Genomic DNA, 16268 nt, shown 5'->3' on the forward strand with positions numbered 1-16268 from the left:
TCACCGAGCCTTGTGCGGCAGCGGTTCCGCCGAGAACATCGATTCGAGGAATGCCTCGACCGCCGCCTCCACGTTCTTGCCCAGCTTCCCGAGCGAACCCAGGTCCAGGCGATACAGCGGAAACCGCGGGTGATCCCGCTTAACACGAAAACCGATCGCCTCCAAAAACGCGCCGGGCATGATGCATGCCTCGGCCTGCCACCCGCGATCCCCGTAAGCCTCAACTGCCTTCTTGCCGCGCGCCTTTGCTTCCTTCAGCACGGCAAGCACCAATGCCTTGCCGATCCCGGCGTCGCCGAACTCCGGCAAAACCCGAATGACGGCAAGGAATAGCGCGTCTTTCGAGATGCGCAGCGGAAAGACGTCGGCGCCGTGGAACATCTCCGGCGCGCCGCACAGCGCGAACCCTGCGGACCTCCCGTCGACGTAACAGACCTTCCCCGCCGAACCGTGAGTCAGCGACACCTCGGAGGTCCACGCTTCTTTTTCAAAGTCGCCGTCGTGCGCACCCAAAGTCAGTGCGCGATCGGCCGGAGCCAGCTCCCAAAACACACACCCCCGGCACGGCCGCGGGATGTCGTCGATCGTGGTGTGAGTCAGTTCCCGGATCTCGCGCGCCACCGGCGCACCCCTGTCGAAGGTGAGTTCCCTTTCTGCTTCACCGAGAACACGGCGACGAGCAACCCCAGAGCAGCGCCGAGCGCCGAAGCCACAATCGCGCGCCGCCCCTCGCTTCCTTCGGCGAACGCGCGGTGTTTCATGCCCCGAGAGCCTTGCGGATTCCGCGCGTCGCCTGGCGAATGCGGTGCTCGTTTTCCACCAAAGCGAACCGCACAAAGCGATCCCCTTCGCGGCCGAACCCGATTCCCGGTGAAACTGCGACTTTGGCCTCTTTGATGAGGAACTTGGCGAACTCCAGCGAGCCGGCTTCGCGGTGCGGCTCGGGGATCTCTGCCCAGACGAACATGGTCGCTTGCGGGCTCGGGACCTTCCACCCCGCCCTCTCCAGTCCGTCGATCAGCACGTCGCGCCGTCCGCGGTACACGTCGCGGTAGGCCTTGGTCTCGGGTTCGCACTCGTTGAGTGCAATGATCGCCGCGATCTGGATCGGCTGAAAGACGCCGTAGTCCAAATAACTCTTCAGCCTGGTGAGCGCTGCGACCATCTCGGGATTGCCGAGCACGAAGGCGATCCGCCATCCGGCCATCGAGAACGACTTCGACATCGAGAATATCTCCACACCGACGTCGCGCGCGCCTGCAGCCTGCAAGAAGCTCGGCGGTTCGTACCCGTCGAATGCGAGGTCTGCGTAGGCAAAGTCGTGCACGACCATAAGCTGATGCTCGCGCGCGAACTCGACCAGCCGCTCGAAGAACGACAGATCCACGCAGGTCGTCGTCGGGTTGTGCGGGAAACTCGTGATCACCATCCGCGGGCGCGGCCACGTCCGCTCGTACGCCTCGAGCATGTTGGCGAAGAAGTCCTGTTCGGGACCCAGCGGAACGCTGTGCACATCGGCGCCGGCCAGCGCGACCGAGAACGTGTGGATTGGATACGTCGGCTCGGGAACCAAGCAAGTGTCCCCGGGGCCGACCAAGGTCCAGGCCATGTGGCTGATCGCTTCCTTGGCACCCATGGTTGCCAGGGCTTCGGTGTCGGGATCCAGATCGACCCCGTAGCGGTGTCCGTACCAATCGGTGATCGCGCGCCGGAGCTTGGGAATTCCCCGGCTCATCGAGTAGCGGTGGTTGCGCGGGTTGTGCGCCGCCTCGGTCAGCTTGTCGACCACGCGCGCGGGCGTTGCTAGGTCGGGGTTGCCCATCCCCAGATCGATGATGTCTTCACCGTCGCGACGGGCCGCAGCCTTGAGTTCGTTGACGACGTTGAAGACGTAGGGAGGCAGCCGGTCGATCCGACGGAATTCCACTAGTGTTCGCGCTCCCCTTCGATGATCCGCACGATGCGATCCAGATCGGCGAAGTCCGCGTACTCGATAACCACACGGCTGCGCGCGCGCCCGGACTCCACCACGACTCGCGTCCCAAGGATATCGGAGAGCAGCATTTCCGCCTCCAAAATCCCCGCCTCGCGCGCCGCTGACGGCGTGTCTCGGCGTGCCCGAGCTCGCTCGCTCAGTCGCGCCTGTCCGCTGCCGGCCATCGCGCGCACCATCTCCTCGGTTTGGCGCACGCTCATCTGTTCGGCGGCCACACGCACGGCGGCGCGCGCTTGCGCCCCGTGATCGGCCAACGCAGCGATCGCGCGGCCGTGCGCGGCCGAGAGCGTGCCCGAAGCGAGGCGCTGCTGCACTTCGGGAGCAAGCCCCAGTAGTCGCAACGAGTTGGTCACCGCCGCGCGACTCTTGCCGACGCGCGCGGCGATCTCTTCGTGTGTCGCGCCGAAGTCGTCGACGAGACCTCGGTATGCCGCAGCCTCTTCCAGCGGATTTAAATCGACGCGCTGCAGGTTCTCGATCAGCGCATCCCGCAGCAAATGCTCGTCTTCGGTGTCGCGCACAACCGCGGGGATTACCTCGAGCCCGGCGCGCTGCGACGCGCGCCACCGTCGCTCGCCCGCCACCAGTTCGTACCCATGGCCCGCGCGCCGCACAATGATCGGCTGCAACAACCCGACCGACCGAATCGACGCGGCCAGTTCTTCCAGGGCCTCGTCGTCGATCGCCTGCCGCGGCTGACGCGGGTTCGGCTGGATGTCCTGCACGCGGATCTCGCGCAACTGCGGCCCGGTGGCAATGCGCGGCTCATCGGCACTGCGACTCCAGGCATCGGCGGGCGCGCGCATCCCGTCGCCGGCGGGAACACGAACTTCCTGGGGAAGCAACGCCGAAAGTCCGCGTCCGAGTCCGCCCTTAGCTTGCGTCATGCGCTCTCACTCCCCTTGGTGGATCCCGGCCAACGCTTTCGCACCTCGGCGGCCAGGTCACGGTATGCCGTTGCCGCGCGCGACCCGGAGTCGTAGGCAATGATCGGCTTGCCGTAGCCCGGAGCCTCCGACAGCCGAACGCTTCGCGGAATGATCGTGTTGAAGACTTTTGGCCCGAAGTGCGCGCGCACCTCTGCAACGACCTGCTCGGCGAGCTTGGTGCGCGCGTCAAACATCGTCATCGCCACGCCTCCCACTCCCAGATCCGGGTTCAGCCCCTCCCGCACCAGGTCAAGCGTGCGCATCAGTTGACCCAGGCCCTCCAGGGCGTAGTACTCGCACTGGATCGGAACCAGCACGTGGTCGCACGCAGCCAGCGCGTTGATGGTCAGTAAGCCTAGAGAGGGCGGCGAGTCGATGAGCACGAAGTCGTAGTCGTCGCGCACCGTCTCGAGTCCTTGGCGAAGCTTCATCTCCCGAGCAAACGCGCTCACCAGCTCGACCTCGGCGCCGGCCAAGTCGATGGTAGACGGAACGATGCGCAGCCCCGGGGTCTCGGTGTCGAGGATCGCCTTTTCTATGGGAGTTCCTGCCAGGACTTCGTAGGTCCCACACGTTACCGCGCCCCGATCAACGCCAACGCCCGTGGAGGCATTGCCTTGCGGATCCAGATCTACCAGCAAGACGGACGCCCCGGCCTCAGCCAGACATGCTCCGAGGTTCACCGCGGTAGTCGTCTTGCCGACGCCACCCTTTTGGTTCGTCAGCGAGAGCACAACAGTAGATCGCCTAGGCTCTGTCGGTGATTGTTCTGGTTCTGGGGTCGGCAATGCCGTCTCCGGAGCCGGGACAGGCTTTGGAGGCGTTGGGGGCCTCGTTAGGCGGCCGAAAAACGTGCTGGGGCGGAATATATCCATGGGGTTTAGGCGGTTCCTGCGGATTCGGCAATCATAAAGATGCGGCCCGGCGAGTCAACTCCGGCGCGGCGGACATCCATGTCGGTCACCCCGGACGGCGCAACCGCCTCGGATCCCACGGCCACCATCGACACCCCGGCGCTCGCCAAGCGCCGTAGCAGCTCCAGGGCCAACAAGGGCTCAGCGAGCGCGCGCGCTGTGGCGACGTCAAACCCAGGGGATATGTCGGACGCTCGCGCGGCGCGCACATCCACGTTGGCCAATCCCAGCCGCGTAACCTGCAGGTCCAGGAACCCAGCCCGGCGTTGCTGCGGCTCGACCAACTGAAACGACGTCTCCGCATAGCAAATCCCGAGCACCATTCCAGGGAAGCCGGCTCCCGACCCGACGTCCACCCACGTTTCCCCAGGTTGTGGAGCATGCGCGAGGGCAAACAACAGCGAGTCGGCTGTGTGCCGGGAAAGGACGTGGCCGCGGTCTGCGGCGGAGATCAGCCCGAGCCTGTCCGCTTCGGCTTCGACCGCATCGGCGTGAGCCAGCAGCGGTGACAGCAGAGTGACGGGGAGCCCGAGTTCCCACAGCAACGCAGAGACAGCAGCGACGTCCTCACCTGCAATAAGTGGGGACGGGCTCATGTTTCTCGTGGAACATCGGCAGCCATGTTTCTCGTGGAACATGGTACGCCAGGAAACAGAAGAGCCCCGTTAGGTCGGAGCCCGAACCAGGAGAAGGGAGCGCGGCCTGCCCTAGGAGGGATAGACCACAATGTGGCGGTCGGAGCCTTCGCCTTCACTGCGAGTACCGACGCCCGGGGTGTTCGCAAGCGCGTTGTGCACGACCTTGCGCTCGAACGCGCTCATCGGCTCCAGTTCCACCGACTTACCCTCAGCGCGGACCTCGGCCGCAACGGAACTCGCGCGCCGCTCCAGTACCGCTCGCTGGCGCGTGCGGTAGCCTCCAATATCCAGGGTCAGCAACACCCGAGATTCGGTTTGATGCTGCACCGCTGTGCGCACTAGGTCCTGAAGTGCCTCCAGCGTCGCACCATGCCGACCGATCAAAAGCCCCAGGTCAGGACCGGTAAGCTCAACCTCGATCGTGTCTCCGGCGAACTCGGCCGTTGCTTCGCCGTCCAGGTCCAGGACGTCAAGCAGTCCGTCGAGGAAATCCTCCGCGAGGTCCGCCTGGTCATCGAGCAGAGAGTCTTCGGAATCGTCGACTCCCTCAGCGGCGGCGGCATTCGCCTCATCAGGAGACTCGACGGGGACCTCATTTGTTGCTTCCGGGAACTCGCTCATCGCTTCTTCTTCCGCTTCTTCTTCTTGGAAGCCGACGGGGACGGCTTCGTGACCGGGGTCTTACCGTTCACCTGCGCCTCCTGCTGCTTCGGGGTGGAGGAAGTCGAGCCGCGTTTGGCCTGCTTCAACTCCGCCTCCTCGCGCGCGCCGGCCTCATCCTGCCGCTTGAGCAAGATGTGCTGCTGGCCGATCGTCCACACGTTTTGGGCTAAGAAGTACAGGTTTGCGCCCGTTGGGAAGCTCAGGGAGATGAACCCAAAGAAGACCGGGAAGATGCGGGTCATCATCTGCTGCTGCTGAGCCATTTGGCCGGTAGCGCGCGCCGCCATCTGCTTGCTTTGGTAGTACTGCGTCCCCACGATCAGCAAGACAAGCAGGTAGTAGGGGATTGCTTGGGTTTGGCCGCCCTTGGCGTCGCGGACCGTGCACTCGCGCATACCCGGTTTCGACGCCGCCTGGTTCGGAGTACACCCTGGATGCATCCCAAACACCGTCGCGCGGTCGGCTGTAACGTCGGAGAACAACTTGCCGTCTCGCGGGAGATGCCCCGTGCCCAGCGCGGATTGACACTGGAAGGAGACGCTACCGTCCTTGATCGACGGTCGGCATAGCGTGATCCACCCCGCATTGGAAAGTGGCTGGTCATCGTGCTTAGGCTCGCGGAAGCCGTCTACCAGGAAGATCTTGTCGCCTTTGGAAGTCGGGCAACTGATCGCCTTCGGACTCCGACCCGACGCGTTTGGCTCGACGCTTCGGGCTTCCTCCACGTCGTAGGGCCGACACAGAACGGACTTGATCTCGGTTCCGGCAAAGATATCGGCCGGAACCGCCGCGCCGGAGACCAACGTCACCGAGGTCGGAACGGCGATGATCGACGCGCGCACGATGGCGATCATGGCGATGAAGACGGGGAACTGCGCGACCAACGGTAAGCAGCCGCCCAGCGGGTTGACGTTGTGCTTCTTGAACAGGCCTTGGACCTCTTGGTTCATCTGCATCCGGATCTGCTGGACCTCGGTACGATCCTGGGCCTTCTTCTGAAGCTCCTTGTACTTTTGTTGGATCTTCTTCTGCTCCGGCCCGAGCTTCTGCATTGAGGTCATCGAGCGGATCTGCTTCACCGTGAGCGGAATCAAGAGCGCGCGCACGGCGACCGTGAGCAAGATGATTGCAAGCGCATACGAGTGTGTAGCCTGGTAAATCGCGTTTATGGCGGCGCCGAGCGCGGCCTCTATACCTCCGAGGATTTCAGACATGCGCTCTTGCTCGCAGCACTCGCCGCACGGGATGGTTGAGTTCCTTCACCGGATCGAATCCTCCATCAGTCCAAGGGGCGCAGCGCAACAACCGCCATGCGGTCTGCGCAACGCCGATTACAAGTCCATTCGCGCGCAAAGCCTCGACCGCGTACTCCGAACAAGACGGCACGAAGCGACACCGCGGCATCAGTAGGCGCCCGAAGGTCACCTGGTAGGCCCGCACGACCATGGCGGCCGCGCGCCCTAACACGGCACGCCGACCTTCTTCAAAGCTGCCTTCACATCGGCTGCAATTACCTGGTAGGGCTTGCCATACGCCCCAGGTTTGGCTGTGAGGATCACGTCGGTTCCGTCCGGGATAGCAAGAAGTGCGTCGCTTGCGGCAACGCGCATAAGTCGCTTCACCCGGTTTCGCTGCACAGCATTACCCACGCGCTTGGAAGCGGAAACCCCTACTCGCGCCGGCGCGGCGCCTCCGACGGCGCACGTGGCGACCACCGATCCTGCCGCGCTCCGTCGACCGCGCGCAAGAGTGCGACGAAAGTCGCTGGAGGAAGTTAGTCGATTGACTCGCTTCATACGCGGTCGCGAAAAGGACGAGACAAGCCGGTTAGACAGTTAGGCGAGCGCGTCCCTTGCGCCGACGGCGCGACAGGATCGCTCGCCCGGCGCGCGTACGCATGCGCGTGCGGAAGCCATGGGTGCGCTTGCGACGTCGGTTGCTCGGCTGATACGTGCGCTTCAACGGTTCTCCTAGTTGGGTCGCAAGAGTCTACGCGGCCCACGAATCGAGCGTCAAACACAGATTGTTGTGGAACTCGGCAAACCGCCTACCTGCGGAAACGCATCCTGTTCTCGGGAAAACTCCCTGTGGATGAACACAATTCCCATTCTTGTGTCCACAGGGGACCGTGTTTATACTCGGCCGTCGTCGTCCATCTGACGAGGCGGAACTTCTTCTCGTGACTTCCCTGTTCGTGGCGCGCGTTCTCCGCGTGCGGGACGAACGCGGTCGGAAGTGCCTCCTTTGTCCACAGGTGTGGACGATCATTGTGGATATTGGCTTGTCTTCGTACAAGCCGGAGGGGGCACATGGCTGATCAGGCCGATGAACTGTGGGGTCAAACCCTCGCCAGCGTACGGTCGCAGTTGGTGTCGCCGGGCGCGCGGGCCTGGGTTGAAGGAACCAAACCACTCGGGTTCGCCAACGACGTTTTAGTACTCGGCGCCCCTTCACCGTTTGCGAAAGAGTGGCTTGAGACCCGGTACGCCGACACGTTGACCGAGGCTTTGTGCGTTGCGGCGGGCCGCTACGTGCAATTAAAGGTGACTGTGGATCCTGGACGTGCGGGTGCCTCGGTTGTGGACGTCACCGACGAGGCCTCTCAGCAGCAAGCCGAGCGCACCGCATCCCGGCCGGCCGAGCCACCGCAACTGAATCCACGCTACGTGTTCGACACCTTCGTGACGGGCCCCTCGAACCGTTTTGCTCATGCGGCCGCTCAAGCCGTCGCCGAGCAGCCGGCCCGCAGCTACAACCCTTTGTTTATCTACGGGGGGGCGGGACTCGGAAAGACCCACCTTCTGCATGCCATCGGTCACGAGGTCTGGCGGTTGTTCCCTCAAGCGCGCATTCGATACGTGTCCTCCGAGCAGTTCATGAATGAGTTCATCATGGGTGTACGTGAGGACAAGATGCCGGGGTTCCGCAGACGCTACCGCGAGGCAGATCTTCTACTCGTCGACGACATCCAATTCATGTCTCGCGGGGAGCAGACGCAGGAGGAGTTCTTCCACACGTTCAACGCTCTACACAACGACGGGCGCCAGATCGTAATTACGTCGGATCGGGCGCCGGCCGAGATCCCGGGGTTGGAAGACCGTCTGCGTACCCGTTTCGAGTGGGGTTTGATCACCGACGTACAGCCACCGGACCTAGAAACCCGCGTTGCTATCTTGCAAAAGAAGGCTCGTAGTGAAGGGTTCCAAGTTCCCGACGACGTTCTCGCGTTTATCGCTTCGCGCGTCCAGAACAACATCCGCGAGCTTGAAGGTCGTCTTATTCGGGTTGTTTCCTACGGTTCGCTGACTGGAAACCCACTTACCCTCGAGTTGGCACAAGAGGTCCTTCAACCACTTCTTCCACAGGACGGCGCTGGGGAAATCCCTGCCGACTTGATCATCAACGAGTGTGCCCGTTACTTCAGTCTTGCGCGTGAGGAACTGCTTGGGCAGAGCCGCACCCGTACACTCGTTGCCGCACGTCAAGTCGCGATGTACTTGTGTCGTGAACTTACGTCTCTATCCCTTCCAAAGATCGGTGACGCGTTTGGCGGACGCGACCACACCACCGTTATGCACGCCGACGCGAAGATCCGCCGGTTGATGGGTGAGCGCCGTCAGGTTTATTCACAGGTCCAAGAACTCACTGCGCGTATCCGCACCCGGGTCGCCGCAAACGCCTCGTAGCACTCCGCTCGTCCACAGGTTAAGAAAGGGAAAACCGCACGTCATCGCCTGTATCCACAGTGTCCCCAGGCCCTACTACGATTACGAACAAGTGATTTCTTTTAAAAGCAAGCACGTTCACAGTGTGAAGGAGGCTCAATGAAGATCTCGGTAGAGCGCGAGCAATTCGCCGACGCGGTCACGTGGGTGCTGCGTTCGGTTAGTTCCCGAGCGACGCTTCCGGCGCTGGGCGGCGTGTTGTTTGATGCGGCGACTAAAACGTTGCGGTTGTCTGGAACCGACCTTGAGTTGGCGGCAAACGCGGCGATCGACGCCAACGTCGAGGAGGACGGCAAGATCGTGCTCCCCGGTCGAGTGCTGGGGGAAATCGCGCGCAGTTTGCCGGAGGGCGCAGTTCGCATCGAAGCATCCGGCGGCCAAGCCCGGATTACGTGCGGCTCGGCCGAGTTCACGTTGCGCGCTCTTCCGCTCGAGGATTTTCCAAACTTGGTGGCACCGGAAGGGGCTCCGTCGGGAACCGTGGATGCTGCGGTGTTCGTGTCGGCAATCGGACAGGTCACCCGTGCGGCTTCGCATGATGAGGCGCGTCCGGTGCTCACCGGAACCCTGGTGGATGTGACTCCTGAGAAGATCACGCTGGTGGCAACCGACAGCTACCGGCTGGCCGTACGCGAGATCGCGTGGTCGGGTCCGGCCGAGGGGATAAAGCGCGTGATCCCGGCGCGCGCACTGCAGGAAGCGGCGCGCGCCGCCGACGGAGACGGGTCCATCACGATCACCCTCGGCGAGTCGCAGGCGGCCTTCGAGGTAGGTGGCCGCAAGCTGACAACGCGCCTGATCGAGGGTGAGTTCCCTAACTGGCGGCAACTCGTGCCCAACGATCTGCCGAACACGATGGCGATCAACCGCGAGTTGTTCCTCGAAGCCGTTCGACGCGTTGGGATTCTGGCGCAGTCCGGAGCACCTGTGCGCATCGAGCTGGGACCCGAGGGCGCGCGCCTAAAGGCGGGCGCGCAAGACCTCGGCGAAGCGGCCGAACACGTAGACGGCAAGTTTGAGGGCGAAGCGTTGACAGTCGCGTTCAACCCGACCTATCTGGTCGATGGCTTAAACGCTGTCGAGGGCTCCGACGCGACGCTGGCTGCGCGCGACGGGCTCAAGCCGGCCATTCTGCGCGCGACCGGGGATGAGAGCGGGTTCCTGTACCTGGTCATGCCCGTTCGCATCTAGCGCGCGCGACGGGAGGCGTGGTGAGGGTTCGTGCGATCGAGCTGACCACGTTCCGGTCATGGGAGTCGCTATCACTGTCGTTCGAAGGCGACACAACGGCGCTGGTTGGCCCAAACGGATGCGGGAAGACCTCGGTGCTGGAGGCGGCGTGGTACTGCGCGGCTCTTGAGTCGCATCGGACGTCGGCGGACGCAGTCTTGGTTCGCAGGGGCTCGGCGACCGCGGTGATCCGCTGCGACGTCGAGCGGGGCCGGCCGCAGGCAGTAGTGCGTAACGAACGTGTTGAGCTGGAGATCGTCACCCGCGGCCGGGCGCGCGCCCGGCTGGGTGGGGCCCCAGTGACGCGGCGCCGGGATGTGCTCGGGACGTTGCGCGCGGCGATCTTCTCCCCGGAGCTGCTAGCCGTTGTACGGGCGGAACCTTCGGATCGGCGGCGGTTCGTCGCGGATTTGTTGGTGCAGATGCACCCGCGGTTCCACGCCGTCGCGCGCGATTACGACCGAGCTTTGCGTCAGCGGAACGCGTTGCTTCGAGATCACGCGGGTTCCCGCACGCCGCCGCGCGGACTCGAGGCGTGGGACGAGGCGCTCATCGGGCCGGGAGCCGAGTTGTGCGCCGGGCGCGCGCGCGTGGTGCGCCACCTGTCGCCGCACGCGCGCGAGGCGTACGAGGCCGTCGGAGGCGGGGCGGCTTTCGATGTCGGCTACGTTCCAAACGTCCCGGCTCCCGAGGAGCAAACCGTTGACGCCTGGGCCGCGCAAATGCGCGCGCGACTAGACGCTCGTCGCGCCGACGAGCTGACTCGGGGCTTGACGCTGGTGGGACCGCACCGCGACGATCTTGCAATCGACATCGCCGGCATGCCGGCGCGCACCCACGCCTCACACGGCGAGAGCTGGCTGGCCGCGCTCGCGCTGGTGCTCGGAGGGCACGCGGCGCTGACCGAGTCGCTTGGGGAGCAACCCGTGTTGCTGCTGGACGATCCCTTCACGCTGCTTGACCCAGAGCGCCGCGTCCGGCTCGCGAGGGCACTTCCCGCGGGAGCCCAGGTCCTGGTAACCGCGGCGGACCCCGCCGAGATCCCCCCGGAGCTGGATGCCAAACACGTCGACGTCGGGAGCGCGCACAATGGCTGACCGCGAACGAGACCCAAAACCGATGGCGGATCTGATGCGCTTGTTGGTTGCGGGACGCGGATGGGGCGAGCGCATGGCGGTCCAGCAGTTGGCGCAGTCCTGGGAGCAGATCGTAGGTCCGCACGTGGCGGAGCACAGTGAGCCGTTGCGGTTGATCCGCGGGGTGCTCACGATTCGCGCGGAGCGAGGCGTGTGGGCAACCGAGCTAACGCTGCTCGCGGCATCGATCGCCGAAAAGGCCGACCGGTTCCTGGGCTCCGGATCCGTGCGGGAGGCTCGCGTTCAGACCGCAGGGCCCGGACCGCACGACCACCGGGGCTGAGGACTTCGCGGTGCGCGGTTCGCGCCGAAAAGGGTGAATGGGCTGCCGTCGGCGCCGAAGGAAACATGGCTCTACCTGCTATAATGACGCTACTAAACGCGCTGAATCCGTCGAAGTCCGTCGGTTCTCGGCGGCGCGCGCTCCCCCAGCGCCACGAGGACGCGTGGGCGGTTCCGTGCCGCGAAGGAGATTGAGTGGTTAAGTCCAACACCGACTACACAAGCAAGGACATTCAGGTACTCGAGGGACTCGAGGCTGTCCGCAAGAGGCCTGGGATGTACATCGGATCGACCGGTCCGAGAGGCTTGCATCACCTGGTCTACGAGGTCGTCGACAACGCTATCGACGAAGCGCTGGCCGGACGCTGCAACAAGATCACGATTGATCTCAACGCCGACGGAAGCGTTGCGGTTGCCGACGACGGCGCCGGCATCCCCGTCGCTCCGATCCCGGGGAACAAAGACCGGCGGCCCGCGCTCGAGATCGTCATGACGGTGCTTCATGCCGGCGGAAAGTTCGGCGGGTCCGGGTACGCGGTTTCCGGCGGACTGCACGGCGTTGGCGTGTCGGTTGTGAATGCCCTATCCGAGCGACTCAACGTCGAGGTTCATCGCGACGGCTACGAGTGGACGCAGTCCTACGCGCGCGGCAAACCGCAGGAGAAGCTGCGCAAGGGCAAAGCCAGCAAGAGGAATGGAACGACCGTGCGCTTTTGGCCGGACCCCGAGATCTTCGAAGATCTGGAGTTCAAGGCCGATGTCTTGTCCCAGCGTTTAAAGGAGCTGGCGTACCTCACCAAGGGCATCACCATCACGCTGGCCGATCAGCGAGTGGATCCACCGGTGGTCGAGACCTGGCGCGCGCAAGGCGGCATCGCCGACTTCGTCAAGGCGTTGAACGTGGGACGCGAAACACTCAACCGTCCGGTGCACTTCGAGGCCGCCGAGGACGGGCGCGAGATTGAGATCGCGCTGCAGTGGAATGGGACGTTCAACGAGTCGCTGTACTCGTTCGCCAACACCATCAATACCCACGAAGGCGGGATGCACGAGGAGGGCTTCAAGAAGGCCCTTACGAACGTGGTTAACCGCTACGCGCGCGCGAAGTCGCTGCTCAAGGAAAAGGAAGAAAACCTCCAAGGCGAGGATATTCGCGAAGGACTCGTCGGTATCGTCAGCATCAAGATGCGTAACCCGCAGTTCGAGGGGCAGACCAAGACCAAGCTTGGCAACACAGAGATCCGCTCGTTCACCGAGCGTGTGGTCAACGATCGCCTCGCCGACTGGCTGGAAGAACACCCGACCGAGTCCAAGCGCATCGTCACCAAGGCCCTGCAGGCATCGCGCGCGCGCATGGCTGCGAAGAAGGCGCGCGACATCGCGCGCAAGGGCTTCGGCACCGGAGGCGGACTGCCCGGCAAACTCGCCGACTGCTCATCGAACGATCCGAACTCCACCGAGGTCTTCATCGTCGAGGGGGACTCGGCCGGCGGCTCGGCGAAGCAAGCTCGAAACCGGGAGTGGCAGGCGATCTTGCCGATCCGCGGCAAGATCCTAAACGTCGAGAAAGCGCGCCTGCACAAGATCCTTGAAAACCAGGAGATCCTCGCGCTGATCAACGCGATCGGCACCGGGATCGGCGAGCAGCTCGACACCGCGAAGCGGCGCTACGGCAAGGTCGTGATCTTGACAGACGCCGACGTGGACGGCGCGCACATCCGGACGCTGCTTTTGACCTTCTTCTTCCGGCACATGCGCGGCTTGATCGAGCAGGGCTACGTCTACATCGCGCAGCCGCCGCTGTACCGGATCAAGTTCGGCTCCGAGAAGCACTACGCGTTCTCGGACCGCCAGCGAGACAAGATCTTGCGTGAGCACCCGAACCGCAAGTCCGACATCCAACGCTTCAAGGGACTCGGAGAGATGATGCCCGAGGAGTTGTGGAACACCGCAATGAACCCCGAGTCGCGCAGCATGCTCCAGGTCGCACTCGAAGACGCTGCCGTCGCCGACCAGATCTTCACCGTGTTGATGGGTGAGGATGTAGAGGGTCGCCGCGCTTTCATTCAGAAGAACGCCAAAGACGCGTTCGTAGACATCTAGAGGTCGTATGCCCGACGTTCCGTTGGAAGCCAATATCGAACTGATCGATATCGAGGAAGAGGTAAAGCGCTCTTACCTCGACTACGCGATGTCGGTGATCGTCGGGCGCGCGCTGCCCGACGTTCGCGACGGCCTCAAGCCCGTCCACCGGCGCATCTTGCATGCGATGGACGCGAACAACATGCGGCCGGACCGGCCGTTCGTGAAGTCGGCGCGTGTTGTGGGTGAAGTTATCGGTAAGTACCACCCCCACGGCGACGGCGCGGCCTACGACGCTCTCGTGCGCATGGCTCAGGATTTCGCGATGCGCGCGCCACTGATCCAGGGACACGGGAACTTCGGCACCGTCGACGGCGACCCCGCGGCGGCCTACCGCTACACCGAGTGTCGCTTGGCATCGCTTGCGATGGAGTTGCTGCGCGACATCGACGAGGAAACCGTCGACTTCGTCCCCAACTTCTCCGGGGAGTTCTCAGAACCGCTCGTGCTGCCGGCGCGTTTCCCGAACTTGCTCGTCAATGGATCGACCGGCATCGCGGTCGGTATGGCTACGAACATCCCGCCGCATAACTTGGGCGAGGTGATCGATGCCACGGTCGCGATGATCGAGGATCCCGACATCACCGTCGAAGGTCTAATGAAGTTCGTCAAGGGGCCCGACTTCCCCACCGGCGGGATCATCATGGGCAAGTCGGGTGTTCGCGATGCGCTCATGACCGGACGCGGTTCGGTGAAGGTGCGCGGGCGCGCTACCGTCGAGGAAGGTCGCGCCGGCCGTTCGCGCATCGTGGTGACCGAATTGCCGTACATGGTGTCGGGCGACCGGGTGCTTGCGAAGATCCAAGATCTCGTCGAGCGCAAAGTCATCCTCGGCATCCCCGCCTCCAACGGGTTGCGCAACGAGTCCAACCGTCACGGACTGCGCCTGGTGATCGAGTTGCAGCGTGATGCCATTGCGCAGGTTGTGTTGAACAACCTGTACAAGCACACGCAACTACAGGACTCCTTCGGCGTGAACACGCTTGCGCTCGTCGACGGCGTGCCGAAGGTGCTGAACCTGCAGCAGGTGCTTGGCCACTACCTCGACCACCAGATCCAGGTAGTCACGCGGCGCACCCAGTACCGGTTGCGCAAGGCCGAGGAGCGCGCGCACATCTTGGAGGGGTTGCTCGTCGCGCTGAACAACCTCGACGACGTCATCAACTTGATTCGCAACTCGGCGAGCGCCGACGATGCGCGCGCCGGGCTCATGACGCGGTTCTCGCTCAGCGAGATTCAAGCGAACGCGATTCTCGACATGCAGTTGCGCCGTCTGGCGGCACTCGAGCGGCAGAAGATCCAAGACGAGTACGACGCGTTGATGGCCCAGATCGCCGAATACAAGGCGATCCTGGCCGACCCGCAGCGAATACTCGCGATCATCAAGGAAGAGCTGCTCGATATCCGAAAGCGCTTTGCCGACAAGCGGCGGACCGAGATTCACGCCGACGCGGGCGAAATCGACATCGAGGATCTGATCCCCGACGACGATGTGATGATCACCATCACTCGCACCGGGTACGTCAAGCGGGTTCAGTCCAACGTCTACCGCACGCAGGGCCGGGGCGGCAAGGGCGTCCGCGGCGCGAAGATGAAGATGGACGACATCGTCCAGCATCTTCTCACCACTACAAACCATGCCTACGTATTGTTCTTCTCCAACCGGGGGAAGGTTTACCGGATCAAGGCGCATGAGGTCCCCGAGAAGGACCGTACCGCGCGCGGGATCTCGATTCGCAACATCTTGCCGCTGGGCGTCGACGAGTCGATCGCCGCGGTGATCGACACGCGCGACTACAAGACACACCAGTACCTGGTGATCGCGACTCGTCACGGCATCATGAAGAAGACTGCGTTCTCGGCGTACGACTCGTCGCGCCGTGACGGGATCATCGCCATCAAGCTCAAGCCCGAAGATGAGGTCGTGTCCGTGAAGGCGACCTCCGGCGAGGACGAGCTGATCATGGTGACGCGCCGGGGACAAGCCATCGTGTTTGACGAGCGTGAAGTGCGTCCCATGGGGCGCGATGCCCAGGGAGTCATCGGGATGCGGCTCGGTGCGGATGAGGTCGTCGAGGCATTCGATGTCGTCGACCCCAACGCCGAACTGCTGGTCGTGACCGACGCCGGATTCGGCAAGCGCACGCTGCTGGACAAGTACCCCCGTCATCACCGCGGTGGTCGCGGTGTGAAAACTGTTTCTCTAACTCCGCGCCGAGGATTCATCGCGGGGGCCGCGGTCGTGCGGCCGGGCCACGAGGTCTTCCTGATCGCGTCCGACGGCCAGGTCATCAAGGTTGCGTGCAAGGACATCTCGCGGCAGGGGCGCGCGACAACCGGCGTCCGGGTGATGCGGATGGACAAGGATGGACAACTCGTCGCCATGGCTCCCGTGGTCGGGGATGACGAGGATGATGAGGAGTAGGGGTTGTCGCGGTTGGGCGGCGCCCCCGTATAAAGTCTGAGCTGTGGACACCGAGAAGCGGTCTGAAGATCAGGATGCCGACGAGCCGACGCTTGCATGGTCGGGGCCTCCCTTGAGCGAACCTCCCCGCAGGGCGCCGGCCACTCCGCCGGGCACTCCGCCGGGCACTCCGCCGGCGCCGCTGCCGT

The 16268-nt window shown here is 63.7% G+C and carries 17 protein-coding genes; 6 read left to right on the top strand and 11 right to left on the bottom strand.

All coding sequences use genetic code 11. The features are described 5' to 3' along the window. The 11 genes from WDA27_06600 to rpmH form a co-directional block, all read right to left on the bottom strand. Positions 1 to 621, bottom strand: coding sequence for a GNAT family N-acetyltransferase (locus WDA27_06600; protein ID MFA5890604.1), 621 nt, complete (start codon positions 619 to 621; stop codon positions 1 to 3). Beyond that, a complete protein-coding gene (locus WDA27_06605) occupies positions 597 to 761 on the bottom strand; it encodes a hypothetical protein (GenBank protein ID MFA5890605.1) in 165 nt (54 codons plus the stop codon). Before WDA27_06605 ends, WDA27_06600 begins: the two co-directional genes overlap by 25 nt. Beyond that, the gene (locus WDA27_06610; GenBank protein ID MFA5890606.1) at positions 758 to 1927 is read right to left on the bottom strand and encodes an aminotransferase class I/II-fold pyridoxal phosphate-dependent enzyme; all 1170 of its coding nucleotides are present in this window, start codon (positions 1925 to 1927) and stop codon (positions 758 to 760) included. Before WDA27_06610 ends, WDA27_06605 begins: the two co-directional genes overlap by 4 nt. Further along, on the bottom strand, positions 1927 to 2883 hold the full coding sequence (locus tag WDA27_06615; GenBank protein MFA5890607.1) for a ParB/RepB/Spo0J family partition protein: 957 nt from the start codon (positions 2881 to 2883) through the stop codon (positions 1927 to 1929). Before WDA27_06615 ends, WDA27_06610 begins: the two co-directional genes overlap by 1 nt. Continuing rightward, positions 2880 to 3659, bottom strand: a complete 780-nt coding sequence (locus WDA27_06620) for a ParA family protein (protein MFA5890608.1) — start codon at positions 3657 to 3659, stop codon at positions 2880 to 2882. The genes WDA27_06615 and WDA27_06620 overlap by 4 nt, the downstream gene beginning before the upstream one ends. 146 nt (positions 3660 to 3805) lie before the next feature. Then, positions 3806 to 4435: an RsmG family class I SAM-dependent methyltransferase gene (locus tag WDA27_06625; GenBank protein MFA5890609.1), complete on the bottom strand. Its 630-nt coding sequence runs from the start codon at positions 4433 to 4435 to the stop codon at positions 3806 to 3808. 111 nt (positions 4436 to 4546) lie between these two features. After that, positions 4547 to 5098, bottom strand: a complete 552-nt coding sequence (locus WDA27_06630; GenBank protein MFA5890610.1) for a R3H domain-containing nucleic acid-binding protein — start codon at positions 5096 to 5098, stop codon at positions 4547 to 4549. Then, entirely contained in the window at positions 5095 to 6354 is a 1260-nt protein-coding gene (locus tag WDA27_06635) for a YidC/Oxa1 family membrane protein insertase (GenBank protein ID MFA5890611.1), read from the bottom strand. Before WDA27_06635 ends, WDA27_06630 begins: the two co-directional genes overlap by 4 nt. Next, complete coding sequence (gene yidD / locus WDA27_06640; GenBank protein ID MFA5890612.1) at positions 6347 to 6586, bottom strand: membrane protein insertion efficiency factor YidD; 240 nt, start codon at positions 6584 to 6586, stop codon at positions 6347 to 6349. Before yidD ends, WDA27_06635 begins: the two co-directional genes overlap by 8 nt. 14 nt (positions 6587 to 6600) lie before the next feature. After that, positions 6601 to 6936, bottom strand: coding sequence for a ribonuclease P protein component (rnpA, locus tag WDA27_06645; protein ID MFA5890613.1), 336 nt, complete (start codon positions 6934 to 6936; stop codon positions 6601 to 6603). Positions 6937 to 6967: 31 nt separating this feature from the next. After that, positions 6968 to 7102: a 50S ribosomal protein L34 gene (gene rpmH, locus WDA27_06650; GenBank protein ID MFA5890614.1), complete on the bottom strand. Its 135-nt coding sequence runs from the start codon at positions 7100 to 7102 to the stop codon at positions 6968 to 6970. A 347-nt stretch (positions 7103 to 7449) separates the two neighbouring features. Between rpmH and dnaA the strand changes: the two genes are divergently transcribed. The 6 genes from dnaA (at position 7450) to gyrA (ending at position 16080) form a co-directional block, all read left to right on the top strand. Continuing rightward, entirely contained in the window at positions 7450 to 8826 is a 1377-nt protein-coding gene (gene dnaA, locus WDA27_06655; GenBank protein ID MFA5890615.1) for a chromosomal replication initiator protein DnaA, read from the top strand. A gap of 138 nt (positions 8827 to 8964) precedes the next feature. Beyond that, entirely contained in the window at positions 8965 to 10056 is a 1092-nt protein-coding gene (gene dnaN / locus WDA27_06660) for a DNA polymerase III subunit beta (protein MFA5890616.1), read from the top strand. Between the two features lie 20 nt (positions 10057 to 10076). Next, on the top strand, positions 10077 to 11192 hold the full coding sequence (locus WDA27_06665) for a DNA replication/repair protein RecF (protein ID MFA5890617.1): 1116 nt from the start codon (positions 10077 to 10079) through the stop codon (positions 11190 to 11192). Between the two features lie 22 nt (positions 11193 to 11214). Beyond that, positions 11215 to 11514, top strand: a complete 300-nt coding sequence (locus tag WDA27_06670) for a DUF721 domain-containing protein (GenBank protein MFA5890618.1) — start codon at positions 11215 to 11217, stop codon at positions 11512 to 11514. A gap of 194 nt (positions 11515 to 11708) precedes the next feature. Beyond that, positions 11709 to 13616 (top strand): DNA topoisomerase (ATP-hydrolyzing) subunit B, encoded by a 1908-nt coding sequence (gene gyrB / locus WDA27_06675; GenBank protein MFA5890619.1) that lies wholly within the window; start codon positions 11709 to 11711, stop codon positions 13614 to 13616. Positions 13617 to 13623: 7 nt separating this feature from the next. Next, positions 13624 to 16080, top strand: a complete 2457-nt coding sequence (gyrA, locus tag WDA27_06680) for a DNA gyrase subunit A (GenBank protein MFA5890620.1) — start codon at positions 13624 to 13626, stop codon at positions 16078 to 16080. The last annotated feature ends 188 nt before the right edge of the window (positions 16081 to 16268 follow it).

The sequence above is a fragment of the Actinomycetota bacterium genome, from assembly GCA_041658565.1.
Lineage (GTDB): Bacteria > Actinomycetota > AC-67 > AC-67 > AC-67 > JBAZZY01.

Bases quoted from the DNA above. Each gene is read 5' to 3' on its own strand.
- WDA27_06605 (MFA5890605.1), bottom strand. From the start codon at position 761: ATGAAACACCGCGCGTTCGCCGAAGGAAGCGAGGGGCGGCGCGCGATT.
- WDA27_06615 (MFA5890607.1), bottom strand. From the start codon at position 2,883: ATGACGCAAGCTAAGGGCGGACTCGGACGCGGACTTTCGGCGTTGCTT.
- WDA27_06625 (MFA5890609.1), bottom strand. From the start codon at position 4,435: ATGAGCCCGTCCCCACTTATTGCAGGTGAGGACGTCGCTGCTGTCTCT.
- WDA27_06630 (MFA5890610.1), bottom strand. From the start codon at position 5,098: ATGAGCGAGTTCCCGGAAGCAACAAATGAGGTCCCCGTCGAGTCTCCT.
- WDA27_06635 (MFA5890611.1), bottom strand. From the start codon at position 6,354: ATGTCTGAAATCCTCGGAGGTATAGAGGCCGCGCTCGGCGCCGCCATA.
- yidD (MFA5890612.1), bottom strand. From the start codon at position 6,586: ATGGTCGTGCGGGCCTACCAGGTGACCTTCGGGCGCCTACTGATGCCG.
- rnpA (MFA5890613.1), bottom strand. From the start codon at position 6,936: ATGAAGCGAGTCAATCGACTAACTTCCTCCAGCGACTTTCGTCGCACT.
- dnaA (MFA5890615.1), top strand. From the start codon at position 7,450: ATGGCTGATCAGGCCGATGAACTGTGGGGTCAAACCCTCGCCAGCGTA.
- dnaN (MFA5890616.1), top strand. From the start codon at position 8,965: ATGAAGATCTCGGTAGAGCGCGAGCAATTCGCCGACGCGGTCACGTGG.
- WDA27_06670 (MFA5890618.1), top strand. From the start codon at position 11,215: ATGGCGGATCTGATGCGCTTGTTGGTTGCGGGACGCGGATGGGGCGAG.
- gyrA (MFA5890620.1), top strand. From the start codon at position 13,624: ATGCCCGACGTTCCGTTGGAAGCCAATATCGAACTGATCGATATCGAG.